The sequence below is a fragment of the Amycolatopsis sp. NPDC003861 genome, assembly GCF_053605405.1.
Genome location: NZ_JBSGJD010000049.1, coordinates 1 through 16,711 on the forward strand (window position 1 = coordinate 1; position 16,711 = coordinate 16,711).

At 73.7% G+C, this 16,711-nt stretch carries 11 protein-coding genes; 4 read left to right on the forward strand and 7 right to left on the reverse strand.

Annotated features, from left to right (window positions below; all coding sequences use genetic code 11):
• The 4 genes from ACWEVN_RS15185 to ACWEVN_RS15200 form a co-directional block, all read right to left on the reverse strand.
• Nucleotides 1-1,840: beta-ketoacyl synthase N-terminal-like domain-containing protein (locus ACWEVN_RS15185; RefSeq protein ID WP_452051623.1), on the reverse strand; the 1,840-nt coding region annotated here is incomplete at its 3' end.
• Nucleotides 1,837-3,582 (reverse strand): fatty acyl-AMP ligase, encoded by a 1,746-nt coding sequence (locus tag ACWEVN_RS15190; protein ID WP_452051624.1) that lies wholly within the window; start codon nucleotides 3,580-3,582, stop codon nucleotides 1,837-1,839. The genes ACWEVN_RS15185 and ACWEVN_RS15190, both read right to left, overlap by 4 nt.
• Nucleotides 3,583-3,675: 93 nt before the next feature.
• Nucleotides 3,676-5,061 carry an MFS transporter gene (locus tag ACWEVN_RS15195; RefSeq protein WP_452051625.1) on the reverse strand — a complete coding sequence of 462 codons (1,386 nt, stop codon included), beginning with the start codon at nucleotides 5,059-5,061 and terminating at the stop codon, nucleotides 3,676-3,678.
• Nucleotides 5,058-7,058 (reverse strand): MMPL family transporter, encoded by a 2,001-nt coding sequence (locus ACWEVN_RS15200; protein WP_452051626.1) that lies wholly within the window; start codon nucleotides 7,056-7,058, stop codon nucleotides 5,058-5,060. Before ACWEVN_RS15200 ends, ACWEVN_RS15195 begins: the two co-directional genes overlap by 4 nt.
• 282 nt (nucleotides 7,059-7,340) lie before the next feature.
• Here ACWEVN_RS15200 and ACWEVN_RS15205 point away from each other — a divergent pair, with 282 nt between their 5' ends.
• From ACWEVN_RS15205 to ACWEVN_RS15215, 3 genes are all read left to right on the forward strand, one after another.
• Entirely contained in the window at nucleotides 7,341-8,588 is a 1,248-nt protein-coding gene (locus ACWEVN_RS15205) for a PucR family transcriptional regulator (protein WP_452051627.1), read from the forward strand.
• A 106-nt stretch (nucleotides 8,589-8,694) separates the two neighbouring features.
• Nucleotides 8,695-9,786 carry an aldose epimerase family protein gene (locus ACWEVN_RS15210; RefSeq protein WP_452051628.1) on the forward strand — a complete coding sequence of 364 codons (1,092 nt, stop codon included), beginning with the start codon at nucleotides 8,695-8,697 and terminating at the stop codon, nucleotides 9,784-9,786.
• Between the two features lie 49 nt (nucleotides 9,787-9,835).
• Nucleotides 9,836-10,552, forward strand: a complete 717-nt coding sequence (locus ACWEVN_RS15215) for a transporter substrate-binding domain-containing protein (protein ID WP_452051629.1) — start codon at nucleotides 9,836-9,838, stop codon at nucleotides 10,550-10,552.
• A 3-nt stretch (nucleotides 10,553-10,555) separates the two neighbouring features.
• Here ACWEVN_RS15215 and ACWEVN_RS15220 read toward each other — a convergent pair whose 3' ends face one another.
• From ACWEVN_RS15220 to ACWEVN_RS15230, 3 genes are all read right to left on the reverse strand, one after another.
• Nucleotides 10,556-11,065 (reverse strand): DinB family protein, encoded by a 510-nt coding sequence (locus tag ACWEVN_RS15220; RefSeq protein WP_449683836.1) that lies wholly within the window; start codon nucleotides 11,063-11,065, stop codon nucleotides 10,556-10,558.
• Between the two features lie 71 nt (nucleotides 11,066-11,136).
• Entirely contained in the window at nucleotides 11,137-12,726 is a 1,590-nt protein-coding gene (locus tag ACWEVN_RS15225) for a hypothetical protein (RefSeq protein WP_452051630.1), read from the reverse strand.
• The gene (locus ACWEVN_RS15230) at nucleotides 12,723-14,726 is read right to left on the reverse strand and encodes a hypothetical protein (protein WP_452051631.1); all 2,004 of its coding nucleotides are present in this window, start codon (nucleotides 14,724-14,726) and stop codon (nucleotides 12,723-12,725) included. The genes ACWEVN_RS15225 and ACWEVN_RS15230 overlap by 4 nt, the downstream gene beginning before the upstream one ends.
• 187 nt (nucleotides 14,727-14,913) lie before the next feature.
• Between ACWEVN_RS15230 and ACWEVN_RS15235 the strand changes: the two genes are divergently transcribed.
• Nucleotides 14,914-16,506, forward strand: coding sequence for an AMP-binding protein (locus ACWEVN_RS15235; protein ID WP_449683833.1), 1,593 nt, complete (start codon nucleotides 14,914-14,916; stop codon nucleotides 16,504-16,506).
• Nucleotides 16,507-16,711 lie beyond the last annotated feature (205 nt).

A 16,711-nucleotide genomic window follows, 5' to 3' on the forward strand; every position in this document is an offset into this window, starting at 1 on the left:
CCAATGTGGCGTTGGGTGCGTCAGACGCACCGAACGCCACATTGGGTGCATCTGACGCACCGAACGCCACATTGGGGCGCTGGGTCCCGGCGGCCAGGTCTCGCAGAGCCTCGACCACCTCGTCGCGGCTCTCCCCGACCACCGCCCCGCGCACCGGCAGGTGCTCCCGCCGGTGCGCCAGCGTCGACGCGACCGCGTCGAGCGGGGCCGAAGCCTCCGCCAGCCAGTCCGCCAGCTCGCCCGCCCGCGCGCGCAGGACCTCCGCCGACCGGGCCGACAGCGCGAACACCTGCGAACCACGCTCACCGGCCCGGACCGGGAACGACGCGGCCGGCCACTCCTCCACCACCACGTGCGCGTTCGTCCCGCCGAAACCGAACGCCGACACCCCGGCCCGTGCCGTTCCCGAATAACGCGGCCAGTCCGTGCCCGCCGAAACCACCCGCAGCCCGGTGAAGTCGATGTGCGGGTTCGGCGTACGGAAGTGCAGGCTCGGCGGCACCCGCCGGTGCGTCATCGCCAGCACCACCTTCAGCAGCCCGGCGATCCCGGCCGCGCCTTCGAGGTGGCCCAGGTTGCTCTTCACCGACCCCAGCAGCAGCGGACGGCCCGCCGGCCGCCCCGACCCGAGCACGGCCGCCAGCGCGCCCGCCTCCAGCGGGTCTCCCAGCGGCGTCCCGGTCCCGTGCGCTTCGACGTAGTCCACAGAGGACGGATCGACGCCCGCCGTGGCGTAGGCGTCGCGCAGCAGGGCCGCCTGGGCGTCCGGGTTCGGGGCCGTCAGGCCGTTGGACCGGCCGTCGGAGTTCACCGCGCTGCCGCGGATCACCGCCAGCACCCGATCACCGCGGGCCGCCCGCAGCGGCTTGAGGACGACGACGCCGCAGCCCTCGCCCCGGGCGATTCCGTCGGCGGCGGCGTCGAACGGCTTGCAGTGACCGTCCGCGGCCAGCACGCCCGCCCGGTGAAAGCCCGCTGTGATAGCGGGCGAGAGCAGGACGTTCACACCGGCGACCAGCGCCGTCTCGCTTTCGCCGCGGCGCAGGCTCTGCACCGCCTGGTGCACCGCCACCAGCGACGACGAGCACGCCGTGTCCAGCGTCAGGCTGGGGCCGCGCAGGTCGAGCAGGTACGACAGCCGGTTCGCCGCGATGCTCGCCGCCGCGCCGGTGCCGGCCCAGACGTCGACCCCCGCGACGTCGGTCATCGTCAGCGAGCCGTACTCGGTGGCCGACAGCCCGACGAACACCCCCGTCCGGCTGCCGCGCAGCGTGGCCGGCGGGAGCCCCGCGTGTTCCAGCGCCGCCCAGGCGACCTCCAGGAGCATCCGCTGCTGCGGGTCCATCGCCGCGGCTTCCCGCGGGGTGATGCCGAAGAACTCCGCGTCGAACCCGGCGACGTCGCCGAGGAACCCGCCGCGTGCCGGCACGCCGGCGAAGTCTTCCGCCGGCGCGAACGTCTCCCAGCGGCCCTCGGGGACGTCGCCGATGCCGTCGCCGCCCGCGTCGAGGAACCGCCAGAACGCTTCCGGGGATTCGATCCCGCCCGGCAGGCGGCAGCCGAGGCCGATGACCGCGATCGGCTCGCCGTCGTCCGCCAACGGCACGTACGCCGCCGATTGATCCACAGTGGACAAGTGCGAGGCGAGCGCGGTGATCGTCGGGTACTGCCACACCAGGGTCGGGGCGAGCGGGCGGCCGACGAACGCGCCGAGGTCGGCCGCCAGGCTCGTCGCGTCCCGTGAGGACAGTCCGGTTTCGTGCAGCGGCCGGTCGGGGTCCACGTCGCCGAGCCGCGCGGTCAGCCAGGCGCGGATCGCCGCGGCGTCCGGCGCGCTCATCCGAGCCGCCGCGCGGTGAGCGCACCGTCCAGGTAGGACAACCGGCTCCGGGCACGGCTGATCTTGCCGCTGGACGTGCGGGGCACCTCGCCCGGTGGCAGGAAGACGACGTCGTGCAGGCGCAGGCCGTGGCCGGCCGACACCGCCGCCCGCAGGGCCGCGGCGGCCTCGGCGACGTCGGTTTCGCTGCCTTTCGCGCGTTCGAGGACGACGACCGCGGCTTCCCCGCCGTCGCCGTCGATCGCGAAGGCCGCGGCCGAGTGCGGCCGGACGGCCGGGTGCTCCTCGGCGGTCTGCTCGATGTCCTGCGGGTAGTGGTTGCGGCCGTCGATGACGACCAGGTCCTTCAGCCGGCCTGTGACGAACAGCTCGCCGTCGAAGACCACGCCGAGGTCGCCGGTCGCCAGCCAGCCCTCGCCGGTCTCCGGATCGAGCGGGGGCAGCCCGAAGGTGGCCGCCGAGGCTTCCGCCCGGCCCCAGTACCCGCGACCGACGTTCGGGCCGCTGACCCGGATTTCGCCGACCTCGCCGGGCTCGGCGGGCCGCCCGGTCACCGGGTCGGCGATCCGCACCCGCTGGCCGGCCGGGCGGCCGCACGAGACGAGCGTCGTGGTGGACGCGCCCGGGACGCCGGGCTCGGCGTACCCGGCGGCGAGCCGCGCCCGGTCGAAGGTGACCTGCCGCGGCGGTTTCCCCGCGTCGGTCACCGAAACCAGCACGGTGGCCTCGGCCAGCCCGTAGGAGGATCGGTGCACTTCCGGCCGCAGCCCGCACTCGGCGAAGGCGTCGTGGAACTTCGCGATCGTCGCCGGCAGCACCGGCTCGCTGCCGTTGATCAGCGAGACGACCCGGCTCAGCTCGAGGTAGATCTTGTCCGCCTCGGTGACGCGGGAAGCGCAGTAGGCGTAGGCGAAGTTGGGGGCCGCGCTGATCGCGCCCGGACTGGCCGAGAGCGCCCGCAGCCAGCGCGCGGGCCGTTCGAGGAACGCCAGGGGATCCATCAGGACCGATTCCAAGCCACCGGCCATCGGCGCGCCGATGCCGAGGATCAGCCCCATGTCGTGGAACAGCGGCAGCCAGCTGACCGTCGACGTGGTCCCGCTTTCCGCGCCGTAGGCCGCGCAGGCCTGACGGGCGTTGGCGAGCACGTTGCGGTGGGTCAGCACGACCCCGGCCGGCGAGCGCGTCGACCCGGACGTGTACTGCAGGTACGCCGGGGCGTCCGGATCGGGCTCGGGCCACTCGCGCGGCCCGGCCGGCGGCACCGAGTCGACGTCGACCACCACCGGGTCGACCGGCGAACCGGCGAGGAACCGGGTGACCGCCCCGGATTCTCCGGCCGTGGTCAGCACGACGCGCGGGCCGCAGTCGGCGAGTGCCGCGGCCAGCCGGCCCGCGTGCCCGGGCAGGCCGGGTGCGAACAGCGGCACCGCGACCAGTCCCGCCCGCAGCGCACCGAGGAACGCGACGACGTACCCGGCGGACTGCCCGGCCAGCACCGCTGCCCGCTCCCCCGGACCGGACACTTCGGACAGCCGGGCCGCGACCGCCTCGACCCGCTCGTCGAGCTCGCGCCAGGTGAGCGTGACCGCCCGGCCGTCTCCGCCGTCGCGGTGGTCGAGGTGGGTCACGGCGATCCGGTCGCCGAGGCGGCGCGCCCACTGACCCAGGAGGGTCGCGAAGGACTCGCCGGCGGCGACGGGGGCACCGGTGCCGGGAACCGGCCGGGAAATGGTTTCCAAGGCATCCTCGCAGAGAGCGTTTACCGGCGCAGTGAATAACCGCGCCGGTGCGGTTGTCAACGATTCGATCTCCGGTACTCACGGGGAAACGGGTTACGGGACAGCACGTTTGTCACGCGGCGACGAGGTCTCGGCGGGCCGGGTCCCCGGCACGCGCACGGCCAGCAGCGCGCCGGCGAACGTCAGCCCGGCCGCGACGAGCAGACCGGCGGTGTACCCGCCGGCGAGCGCCGCCCCGGCGGGGACGCCGGTGTCGAGCCGGGCCGCACGCACCGACGTCAGCACCGCGCCGATCAGCGCGACACCCAGCGCGCTCGACAGTTCCCGGCCCGCGGTGAGCCATCCCGACGCCGTCCCCGAATACCGCTCGGCCACGACGTCGAGCGCGTGCGAAGTCATCGGGACGGTGAAGGCCGAGCCCGCGCCGATCAGGACCATGCCGGGCACGCGCGGCCACAGCGCGGGCACGTGGTTCACCGCGGCGAGGGCGAGCAATCCCGCCCCCACCACGACCAGCCCCGCCGCCACCGTCCGAAGTGGACCATGACGGGTGACGGCCGCCGGCACCAGCGGCGTCGCGGCCACCACCGCCACCGCGACCAGCACCAGCGGCAGCCCGGCGCCGGCCGGGCCGAGCCCGAGGAACTCCTGGTGCAGCAACGGCGTGAAGAAGAAGATCCCGGAGATGCCCAGTCCCCACAGCAACTGCAGGCCGAGCGACCCCAGGAACACCCGGTTCCCGGTGAGGGCCCGCGGGACCAGTCTCTCGGCCGCGCGCCGTTCCCGGACGAGGAACGCCACGCCGAGCGCGGTCCCGGCGGCCAGCAGCGGGAGCCGGAGCCCGGGTTCGGCCAGCGCGGTGGTCAGCAGCACCAGGCTCGCCGTCACCAGGATCATCGCCGACGCCGGTGGCGCGCGGGTCCCTGCGTCGCGGCCGGCCGGCACGGTCGAGGGCAGCAGCACGAGCATGGCGGCCACGAACGGCAGGTTGACGAGGAAGATCCAGGCCCAGCCCCAGTATTCGCTCAAGACGCCGCCGAGTGCCGGGCCGAGGGCCAGCGCGGCCGCCAGGCAGGCCGTCCACACCGCCGCGCCGAGCGTCCGGCCGCGCGCGTCGAGGTTGGTGCGCAGCAGGCTGAGCAGGCCCGGCACCAGGAACGCGGCCGCCATGCCCTGGAGGACGCGTGCGGCGACCAGCAGCCACGCGGTGGCCGCCAGCCCGCCCGCCGCCGCACCGGCGCCGAAGGCGAGGAGGGCGCCGGTCAGGGCCGGGCGCCGGCCCCAGCGGTCGACCAGCGCACCCGCCACCGGCAGGAGCCCGGCGAACGGGAGCATGTACCCGAGCGCGATCCACTGCAGGGCTTCGACGTCGAGGGCGAGCTCGCGGGCGATGGACGGCGCGCCCGCGGCGACGATCGTGTTGTCCAGCGTCGTGACGAAGGCGCCCAGCGCGAGCACGACCAGGGTCCGCCGGGTCATCGCGTGCTCCCCACGAGCTCGCCGGGGACCACGGCCTTGCGGCGCGGGAACCACCAGTTCGCCGCGCCCAGCCGGGCCATCACCGCGGGGACGAGCACGCACCGGACGACGACGGCGTCCAGGAGCACGGCGACGGTGAGCCCGACGCCGGCCTCGCGCACCACCCGGGCGTCGACGAAAGCGAACGACCCGAACACCAGCGCCATGATCAGCGCCGCCGCGGTGATGGTCCGGCCGGTCGCCGCGACGCCGTCGACGACGGCCGCGCGGGTGTCGCCGTGGCGGCGCCACGCCTCCTGGATGCGGGCGATGAGGAAGACCTCGTAGTCCATCGACAGCCCGAACAGCCCGGCGAACAGGAAGACGGGCAGGTACGGCTCGATCGGGCCGCCGAAGGCGAACACCACCGCCCCGGTCGTCGCGGCCGCGGTCAGCAGGTTCATCACCGCCGCGGTGAGCGGGATCAGCACGCTGCGGAACACCCAGGCCAGCAGCAGGACCGAGATCCCGACGACGGCGGCGAAGAACAGCGGCAACCGCTGGGTGATCGCCGCGGAGAAGTCCGCCCGGGCCGCGACGACCCCGCCGACGTGCGCGTCCGGGCTGCCGATGAGCTTGGCCATCACCCGCGTCGAAGCGAGCAGGTCGCCGGTCGCCGGGTCGCCGGGGCCCGTCCGCGGGAGCACCGTCAGCAGCCAGCCGCCCCCGGGCAACGCGGCCGGTGGGGCGACGTCGGCGCTGGCGAGGAGGGCTTCCCGCAGCGTGCCCACCGATTCGCCGCCGGTGCCGACCACCAGCAGCGGCGCGTCGGCGCCCGGCCCGAAACCCTCCTTGAGCAGTTCGGCGGCGGTCCGGGTGACGCTGCCGGGCGGGTCGAGCGCGGCGTCCGGCACGCCGAGCCGCAGCCCGGTCATCGGGAGCGCGAGCACGGCCACGACCAGCAGGGCGGCGGCGGTGTACGGGCCGGGGCGCGCGGTGACCGACCGGGCTAGCCGGGCCCACCGGCCGGCCCCGGCGTCCGGGCGCAGGCGCATCCGCCGGCCGAGCAGCCGCAGGAGCGCGGGCAGCAGGGTCAGCGCGGCGAATGCGGTCAGCAGCACCGAGACCGCGGCGGCGACCGCGATCCCGTCGAGGAACGGCAGGCCGACGGTGAGCATCCCGGCCAGCGAGACACACACAGTGATCCCGGCGAACACCACGCTCCGGCCGGAGGTCGCGGCCGCGACGGCCAGCGCGGCCGCCGGATCGGCGCCGTCCCGGCGGCCCTGCCGGTAGCGGGTGAGCACGAACAGCGCGTAGTCGACGCCGACGCCGAGCCCGAGCAGCGCGGCGATCTCGGTGCTGATCTTCGGCATGGTCATGACGTGCGACAACAGCGTCACGGCGGCCAGCGCGCAGCCGACCGAAACCGCCGCGGTGAGGACCGGGAGCAGCACGCAGGTCACCGAGCCGAAGGCCACCAGCAGCACCACGGCCGCGGCGAGCAGGCCGATCCCGGCGTTGCCGAGGTCGGGCGCGGCGGCTGTCATCGCGGCGAGCTCGCCGGACGCACCCGCGGTCAGGCCGTCGGCGTCGCGGACGGTGGCGGCGAGCGCGTCGGCCGTCCCCTGCCCGAGGTCGGCGGCCGGGGCGTCGAAGCGCACGGTGAGCACCGCCGTCCGCCGGTCGGCGGACACCTGGCCGGGCGGCGGCTCGACGGCGACGACGTGCGGCAACGCCGCCAGCCGGGCGGCGAGCGCGTCGAGCCGGGCGCGGCCCGCGCCGGTGTCGACCGGGCCGTCCGGCGAGCGCACGACGACGCGTTCCCCGGCGCCGCCGGCACCGGTGGCGCGCAGCAGGTTCGCCGCGGCCGTGCTGTCCGCGGCGGGCAGGTCCACGGTGTCGCGGAAGGCCGCGCCGGCGGGCAGCGCGGCGGAAACCAGCCCGCCCAGTGCCAGCAGCCACAGCACGACAACGACGCCGGCCCGGCGGAAACACCAGGAAACAAGCGCCGTCATCGGGTTTTCTCCTCACGCATGCCGGTTGATCACGCTAACAACCGGACAGGGCGCGAAGATACCGCCTGAGTTCACAAATCGAATCCCGGAAACCTTTGCCGCGGTTAGCGTTCCGCTTTGTCGGGCAGGTGACAAACTCCGGTGCGGCCGTTGGTCCCGGCGTGACAGAACCCGCTCCCGGGGCAGGGACGCCGGTTGCCAAGTCCGTTCCCGTGTGAGTACATGGCGTTCGCGCCGACGACGGCGCGAAGTCTCCACGCGGCGCGGCAAGGGGTCTGAACCATGAGCCGGACGATCACGCAGGCGGCGATTCCGCACCCGCGGGGCACCGGCCGCGCGCGGCAGCTGTGGTGCTCGCTGCCCACCGAACTGGCCGGGCGCTTCCGGGCGCACGCCGACCCGCTCGCCCGGCGGATCCTCGACGAGGTCCAGAAGGCCGTTCCCGAATACGCCAAGCCCCTCGAGGGCGAATTCGGCAAGATGACCGTGCTCGCGATCGAGCAGGCGGTCCTCAGCTGCATCGACAGCATCGAGGACCTGGCGTCCACACAGGACGAGTGGCCCAAGTTGTTCGTGGAGGTCGGCAAGCGCGTCCACCACGACGGCGGCAGCCTCAATTCTTTGCAGGCCGCCTACCGCGCGGGTGGGCGGGCGGCGTGGCGGTACGTGGCCGAATTGGGCCAGGCGCACCGGTTCCCGGCGGCCGTGCTGTGCGTCGGCGCGGAAGCCATTTTCGCTTACGTGGAGGAGATTTCCGCGTACTCGGTCGAGGGGTACACCTTGGCACAGGCGATGGCGACCGGCACGCTCGAGCGCCGCCGGGGCCGGCTCTTCGAACTGCTGCTGGCCACCCCGCCGTCGTCCCCGGCCACCCTGGCGACGCTGGCCAAGGCGGCGCAGTGGGCGATCCCGGAGTGGGTCACGGTCGTCGCGCTCGACCCGCGGACCGACCGGCACCCACCGCCGACCCCGCAGGTGCCCGCCGACGTGCTCGTCGACCTCGACGGCCCCGAGCCGTGCCTGCTGACCCCGAACCCGGACCGCGACCTGCGCGGCCTCGAAAACCGCCTCCCGGGCTGGCGCGCGGCGGTCGGCCCCCGCGTCCGCCCGGCCGAAGCGGCGACGTCCCTGCGGTGGGCCCGCCGCACGCTCGACCTGGTCCGCCGCGGCCTGGCCGGCGACGCCCCGGTCACGCACACGGCCGACCACCTGGCGACGCACTGGCTGCTGATCGACCGCTTCCTGCTGGACGAACTGTCGGCGAAGGCGCTGTCGCCGTTCGCCGGGCTGACGGCCAAGCAGCAGACGCGGCTGGCCGACACACTGCTGAGCTGGCTGGAGCACAACGGGAACACGCCGGAGATCGCGCAGGCCCTGCGGATCCACCCCCAGACGGTCCGCTACCGCGTGAGCCAGCTGAGCGAGCTGTTCGGCGACCGGCTGGCGGACCCGGCGAAGCGCCTGGAGATCCAGATGGCCCTGTGCGCCCACCGGCTGCTGGGCACCCGCCCACCGGCCGGCGACCGCTGAGGGCCGAGGCCGCCGCCACGGCCTTCCGGTCCTTGACCGTGCCGGGCTGCCGCTTCTATCGTCGTCCCACGCTGTTAGCGCTAACAGCCCGTTGGAGGACCCACCGATGACCTCACCCGAACTCACCCGGGAGCTGTTCGGCCAAGCCGGCGGCACCGACGTCCACCGGTACACGCTGGGGCGGCCCGGCGGACCGGTCGTGCGCGTGCTCGACTACGGCGGGGTCATCCAGTCGCTCGAAGCGCCCGATCGCGACGGGCGCCCCGGCAACGTCGTCCTCGGGTTCGCCGACCTCGGCTCCTACGTCGCCAACAACCGGCCCGACGCGGACCGGGTGTTCCTCGGCTCGGTGATCGGCCGGTTCGCCAACCGGATCGGCGGCGGCACCTTCACCCTCGACGGCGTCCAGTACCGGGTGCCGCTGAACAACGGCAAGAACAGCCTGCACGGCGGGCCCTCCGGGTTCGACACGCGGGTCTGGTCGGCAACCGAGATCCGCGACGGCGACGGCGTCGCCGTCCGGCTCACCCTGATCAGCCCGGACGGCGACCAGGGCTACCCCGGCCGGCTCACCGCCGAGGTCATCTACCGCCTCGACGCGCACGACCGGCTGCGCATCACCTACCTCGCGACGACCGACGCGCCGACCGTCGTCAACCTGACCAACCACACCTACTGGAACCTGGCCGGCGAAGGCACCGGCGACGTCCACGAGCACCGACTGGAGATCGCCGCGAGCCGGTTCTGCCGGACCGGCGACGACCTGATCCCGGCCGGCGACCCGGTGCCGGTCGAGGGCACGCCGTTCGACTTCCGCCGGTGGGCGCCGATCGGCGCCCGCGTCGGCGAGCCCGACCCCCAGCTGGTGATCGGCCAGGGCTACGACCACAACTGGGTGCTCGACACCGGCGCGCCGTTCGCCGCCCGGGCGTGGGACCCGGCGTCCGGGCGCCTGCTCACCATGTGGACCACCGAGCCGGGCCTGCAGTTCTACTCGGGCAACTACCTCACCGCGGACCTGACCGGCACGAGCGGGCGCCCGTACCACCGCGGCGCCGGGTTCGCGCTGGAGGCCCAGCACTTCCCGGACTCCCCCAACCGGCCGGACTTCCCCAGCACGGTGCTGCGGCCCGGCGAGGTCTACCACCAGGAGACGGTATTCGCCCTCACCACCGCGGACGAGCCGCCGGTGGCGTGAGCGACAATCGCGGGGCGTCCGCCCGGGCCCGCCGCTAGCCTCGCCGGTCATGGGAGATCTTTCCGCCGTCGCCCGGGACCTCGCACCCACCGGCACGCTGCGCGCCGCGATCAACCTCGGCAACCCCGTGCTCGCGCACGGCACGCCGGCGGAACCGGGCGGGCTCACGGTCGACCTCGCCCGCGAGGTCGCCGCGCGGCTCGCCGTTCCGGTCGAGTTCACCTGCGCCGACGCGGCCCGCAAGTCGTTCGAGGCGCTGACCTCGGGCGCGGCCGACCTCGCTTTCCTGGCGATCGAGCCCGCCCGCGCCGAACAGGTGACTTTCACCGCGCCGTACGTCCTCATCGAAGGCGTGTACGTCGTCGCCGACGGCTCGCCACTGGCGTCGCCCGCCGACGTCGACCGGCCGGACGTGCGGATCGGTGTCAAGCAGGGCTCCGCGTACGACCTGTACCTGACCCGCACCCTCCGGCACGCCACCGTCGTGCGCGGCGAAGACGGTGTCACGGCGTTCGAGGCGGGGAGCCTGGAGGTTGCCGCCGGGATCCGCGGGCCGATGGCCGCCTACGTTGCCGCCCACCCCGGGACCCGCGTGCTCCCGGGGCGGTTCATGGAGATCCGGCAGGCGGTCTGCACCACGCCGGACCGCCGCCCGGAGACGATCGCGTTCCTGCACGAGCTGGTCGAAGAGCTGAAGACGACCGGGTTCGTCGCCGACGCGCTGCACCGCGCCGATCAGGACGCCACGGTCGCCCCGCCCGCCTGACCGCTACCTGCCGGTCACGCCGTCGATCAGCTCGCGGCCGACGTCCACGTGCCCGGCGTGGCGGGCGAAGCTCTGCACCAGGTGGCACAGGATCCACGCGAAGGTGGGATGTTCTTCGGCGCCGCCGCGGCGGGTGGTGCGGACGGCCCGGCCGTCCAGCGGGGTGACGGCGGCGAGCCGGGCGCAGTTTTCGCGTTCCGCGAGGAAGAACGCCGTGATGTCCGCCGACGGTTCTTCCGGCGCGACGAACCAGGGCTGCTCGGCGGTGCCGGGCCAGGAGAAGTCGACGTCCTCGCCGGCGAACAGGTACCGGATCCAGAACCGTTCGGTGCAGGCGAGGTGCTTGACCATGCCCAGCGGCGTCCAGCCCGACGGCAGCACGCTCCGGCGCAGATCGTGTTCGGAGAGGCCGTCGAGCTTGCGGAGGATGGCGGCGGCGTTGTGGTCGAGGTAGCCCAGCAGCAGCGCACGCGGATCGGCCAGGGTGGGTGGGGGTTCGGGTGTCTCGACCATGATCGAAAAGCTACTGGGCGGCGCCCCGCGACACCGGGTTCCCGCGCCCGCACGACGGGGTGACCGGTGGGTCAGACCGACGTGGCCGCCCAGTGCCCCAGCCAGAACTCCCGCCACACCACCGTGACTTCCCGGACCGCGAACCCGCCCGGGTCCTCGTCCAGCGCGGTCTTCCACGCGTCTTCCAGCCCGACGCACAGTTTCGAAGGCGCGATCTCCACCGCCGTGCTGGTGAACCGCTGCTGGACGAGGTTCAGCGGCACCGAGAACTTGCCCTTGCCCCGCAACAGGGAATTGCCGAGGTCCCGGCAGATGAGGTATTCGAGGTTGGGCGCGTCGCGGGCCTCGGCACCGGCCGCGTCCCCTTCCGGCAGCGGGAAGCCCATGTAGTCGAAGGCCTGCCGCAGCGCCCGCACGGCGACGGAAATGCCGCGCGGAGTCCATTCCATCTGCCACGAGATCCAGATCGCCAGCCGGCGCTGTGCGGCCGGGTGCACCACCGGGACCACCGGGCCGGCCAGCGTCTGGTAGTCGCCGGCCCGCTCCCACAGGTGGTCGCTCAGCTCCTGGCCGTGCTTGCCGTTGGGCACCTTGGCGAACCCGGCGAACATGGTGGTGATCGCCGTGCGGGGGTCTTCGCTGCTGTGGGCGACCGGCAACGCGACTTCCTCGGCGGGGGTGACCACGCCGAGCTGGAGGTGGATGAACGCGAGGTCGTCGAGCAGCGTGATCGACGCCCCGACCACGCCGATCTCCGGGAACTGCAGCAGCAGGGAGACGAGCGCGTGCGTCGAGCCGACCCGCGCCGGGCCCACGAAGGTGACCGGGATGATCGTGGACAGCACGCCTTCGGGTGCTTCGCCGGGGTGCGGCTCTTCCGCCGGGTGAGCGCGGATCCGGAACCAGTTGCCGGTGCGGTGCCCGAGCCGGGTGTCGGCGAGCCAGAGGCGGAATCCGCGTTCTTCGCAGTACCGAATGATCCGCTCGGCGATCTCGAAGGTGAGCTCGGCGCTCGGGTGCTGCAGCGCGATCGAGAACCGGACGGCCAGCGACGCGGCCCGCGGGATCCGCTCCTCCCGGTATTCGGCCTCGACCTCCACCGGCAGCTGGACCGGGCACTGGATGGACAGCAGCGGCCCGCGGGCCACCTCGACGGCGATCTGGCTGAGCGTGGCGAGCAGGTTCTTGATCTGGGTGCCGTGACTGAGCCGCAGTTTCGCGGGCTCGTCGGCGATCGCGACGATCCCTTCGATCCGGCGGTCGGACTCGGCCAGGAACGTCAGGTTCGGCCGGGCCGTGCCGCGGAAGACGTGGCTCAGCTCGTCCGAGCCGAAATCGAGCTCCGGCTCGACGGTGCTGCCGTGGTCGCGGATCCGGAGCCGGTCGGGCTTCTCGCCGGTCCGGATGCCGACGACCAGCCCGGCGCCGTGCGCGCTCGAGGACAGCGTCTCCAGGAAGAACCGCGACTTCGGCTCGCTCCGGCCCTCCCCCGTGACGAGCCCGACGAGGTAGCCGGGCCGGTCGACGAGGTGGTGCACCTCGAAGTCGACCTCGGTCAGCGGCTGCCGCAGCGACCAGTAGCCCGCCCTCGCGAGGTTGGCCAGCGCGTGCGCCGAACGGGCCTTCGGCGCATCGCCGGGCATGTTCGTCCCTTCGCTCATGAAAGTGATCCCGAGGACGAGAAGATCGCGTCCGGCGTCCGGCGGCGCTGCTTGCTCGTCCCGCGGCCGTCGACCCAGTGCGGCGCGCCCATGAGGTGCAGTTCCTCGGCGTCCTGGCGCGGGTCGCGGCGACGGCTCCACGCCGAGCGGATCGGCGGCACCAGGGCGATCGCCGAGAGCAGGGGCACCACGGTGGCCAACCCGAACGCGACGGGCAGCACCGACCGCGCGGAGTCCGCAGCGATGGCCGCGCACAGCAGGGCCATCGCCCCGATGCAGACGTGCGCCACCAGCCGCGGCAGCGCCCGCAGGTGCCCCGCCACGGAATGCCGGTCCGGCAGCGGCAGCCGGGAGTACAGGAAACCCGGGACGAGCAGCAGCACGGCGATCAGCGCCCCGGGACTGTTCGACGCGCTCGACGCGCGCAGCCGGACGGCGCCGGCGCCCCAATACGGCCAGAAGTGGTGCCCCGCGAAGGTGGCCGCGGAGTAGGCGATGAGGGCGACGGACAACGCGTAGAGCAGCACCGTCGTCGGGCTCGACGGCGTGGCGTCGCGCAGCAGGATCCCGGCGCGGGTCCGGATCTGCGCGCCGTCGAGCGAGCGGACCGCCCGCCGCCGCCAGTAGACGCTGGCCTGGTTGCTGGTCGGGTTGTCCTCGGTGGCGAGGTCGTATTCGAGTTCCTGCGCCTCGACCTCGCGGGCGGCCTGCCCGAGCCGGGCCGGCTCGACGACCGGGTGGCGGATCAGCGAGTTGTCGAGCGCGGCGCCGTCGGCCACGGCTTCGCCCGAGATCGCCGCCCAGCCCAGCTCGGCCACGCCGGGCAGGTGCTGTTCGGGCACGGCGATCCGCGCGTGCTCGGCGTCCCACTGCCGGCGGCGGAGCAGGTCGGCGAGCCGGCGGAGGGTCGTCTGCGTCTGGAGCTCGAGGATCTTCGAGTAGGGCGGCTTCCGCGGCGGCGCGGCCGCCGGCCCCAGCCGGGTGGCGAGGGTCTTCAGGTCCGTGACGAGCTCGCCCGCGAGGCCTTGGTCGGCGTCGGTCCGGAGGTAGATCTTCTGGATGTGCACGCCGGGCTCGGTCTCGACGACGAGGTGGTAGGACCGCAGGCTCGCCGGGATGGCGCCCTCGTACTGGACGAGGTACCCGCGGCTGCTGGCCCGCAGCGTCCCGCTCCACGACCAGCGGGGCCTGGGCTTCTCCACCGCGAGCGGGGCCTCGTAGGTGAGCAGGTGCTCGTCGGCCCCGCGGTCCATGGCCACCACGAGCAGGTAGTTGTTGACGGCGACGTCGAGCAGCGCGAAGTAGTCCCCGAGCGGCTCGCGGTAGTCGGCGAGCAGCTTCAGCGCCTTGCGGCGGCAGTCGGCCGCGTGCCCGGCCGTCATCCCCGGGGTGAGGTCCCGCGGGTGCGGACCGGTCGGCCGGCTGCGGTCGGTCAGGAGCGCGAGCAGGGCCGCCTGGATCAGCCAGCGCGGTTCGTGGTCCTGGTAGAGCAGCCGGGCCAGTGGTTCGTCCCGCCGGGCGTCGGGGAATCCGGTGAGGATGCCCCGCAGCAGGCGGTAGAGCCCCGAGGCGAGCAGCCGCGAGGTCTCGTACTGGGTGAGCCGCGGCAGCTTCCGGCCCGAGGCGTCCCGCACGTCGACAGGCGCGGCCGTCCGCGAGATCCGGGCGACGGGCACCCACATCTCGGAGGCGACGAACGCCGGACCGGCCGGGTGTTCCGCGCCGTCGGCGCGGTGGCTGGCGATGCTGCGGAACAGTTCGGAGGCCTGCCGCTGCCCTTCGTCGAGCATCCCGAGCCGGACGTCCACCTCGGTGATCCGCCGCGCGACCCGGTGGTCGACCAGCGAGATCCGTTCGGTCAGCCGCCGCACGTGGTTGAGCCGCAGCGCGGTGTCCAGGAAGGAAAGCCCGACAGCGGCCCCGTCGAGCGACAGGCGGGGCGGCGCTCCCGGCACCGGCATCGACCGAATGGCCTCCTCCAGCAGCGAGAAACCGTCCATTCGCCTTCCCTCCCCAGGTGCCGCCCCGGATGCACCGGCGGGGACTAGGTCGGCGAATCACCCTCCGGGGTTACAGGTCGAACGCCATCGCTCTCCGATCTCTGTCGTCATCGATCCGACATTGCGCCTTCTCGACGGTCGCAACGAGTGCTACCTTCGGCGGACAGGCCGAGAACGAGGAGCGGCGATGCAGCTTTCTCCCAGCGCCCACACGGACCCGTTCTGCCGCGACCGCCTCCCGCCGCCCGACCAGTGGCCGCGGCTGGTGTTCGACCTGCCGGAGCTGCACTACCCCGACCGCCTCAACGCCGCGACGGCCCTGCTCGACGAAACCGCCGCCCGCCTCGGCCCGGACCGCCCCTGCCTGCGCTCACCGCACGAGACGTGGACCTACGGCGACGTCCTGGCCCGCGCCAACCGCATCGCGCACGTCCTCACCGCCGACCTCGGTGTCGTGCCGGGCCACCGCGTACTCCTGCGCGGCACCAACACGCCGTGGCTCGCGGCCTGCTGGCTCGGCGTCCTCAAGGCCGGAGCGGTCGCCGTCACGACGATGCCGATGCTCCGCCGCGGCGAGCTCGACAAGATCACCGGACGCGCGCAGCCCACGGTCGCCCTCTGCGACGAGCGCCTCCTCGACGAGCTGCCACCCGAGCTGCCGGCCGTGCCCTTCGGCACCGAACGCGCCGAACTGGCCGAGCGCTGCGCCCGCCACCCGGCGACCTTCGCCGACGTGCCGACGGCCGCCGACGACGTCGCCCTGCTCGCCTTCACCTCCGGCACGACCGGGACGCCGAAGGCCACCATGCACTTCCACCGCGACCTGCTCGCCATCGCCGACACGTTTTCCCGCCACGTCCTCCGGCCCACCCCGGACGACGTGTTCTGCGGAACCCCGCCCCTCGCCTTCACCTTCGGCCTGGGCGGCCTCCTGGTGTTCCCGCTGCACGCCGGCGCGTCGGTGCTCCTGGTGGAACGCGCGACGCCCAAGGAGCTGGCCTCGATCGTCGCCGAGCACGGCGTGACGGTGCTGTTCACCGCCCCGACCGCCTACCGCGCGATCCTCGGCGCCGGCGACGGCTCCCTGCTGGCCGGCGTCCGCCGCGCCGTCTCCGCCGGGGAAGCCCTCCCCGCCGCCGTGGCCGAGCAGTACCGCGATGTCGTCGGAGCACCGTTGATCGACGGCATCGGCAGCACGGAGATGCTGCACGTGTTCATCTCCGCGGCCGGCGACGACGCCCGCCCCGGCCGGACCGGCAAGGTCGTCCCCGGCTTCCGCGCGGCCGTCCTGGACCTCGACGGCCGGCCGGCCCCGGACGGCACGCCCGGGCTGCTCGCCGTCCGAGGTCCCACCGGCTGCCGCTACCTCGGCGACCCGCGCCAGACCGACTACGTCCGCGACGGCTGGAACATCACCGGCGACACCTACGTCCGCGAGCCCGACGGCTACTTCCGCTTCGTGGCGCGCAGCGACGACATGATCGTCTCTTCCGGTTACAACATCGCGGCTCCCGAGGTCGAAGAAGTGCTCCTGACGCACCCGGACGTCGAGGAGTGCGCGGTCGTCGGCACGCCCGATCCGGACCGGGGTGCGGTCGTGACCGCCTTCGTCGTGCTCCGGCCCGGCGCCGCCCCGGGCCCGGACGTCGTGCACGCCCTGCAGGAGCACGCCAAAGCCGTTGCCGCGCCGTACAAGTACCCGCGCCGGGTGCGCTTCCTCGACGCGCTGCCGCGCAACGCCAGCGGCAAGCTGCAGCGGTACCTGCTGCGCGAGCGCTGACGGGGGTGACGGGCCCGCTGCCGAGGTGGGGTGGCGGTGGGCCCGTCACGTCTGGAGGAGGACATGGACCCAGCCTAGCCGAGTATTCGAACACATGTTCAGGGCCATCCGAGTGGTTTCCGACTACGAAAAGTCACCACCAACCGGGCTTTCTCCCGCGCGGCAACACTTCCGAGTGACAAACAGTCCGAAGTGGACACAACCC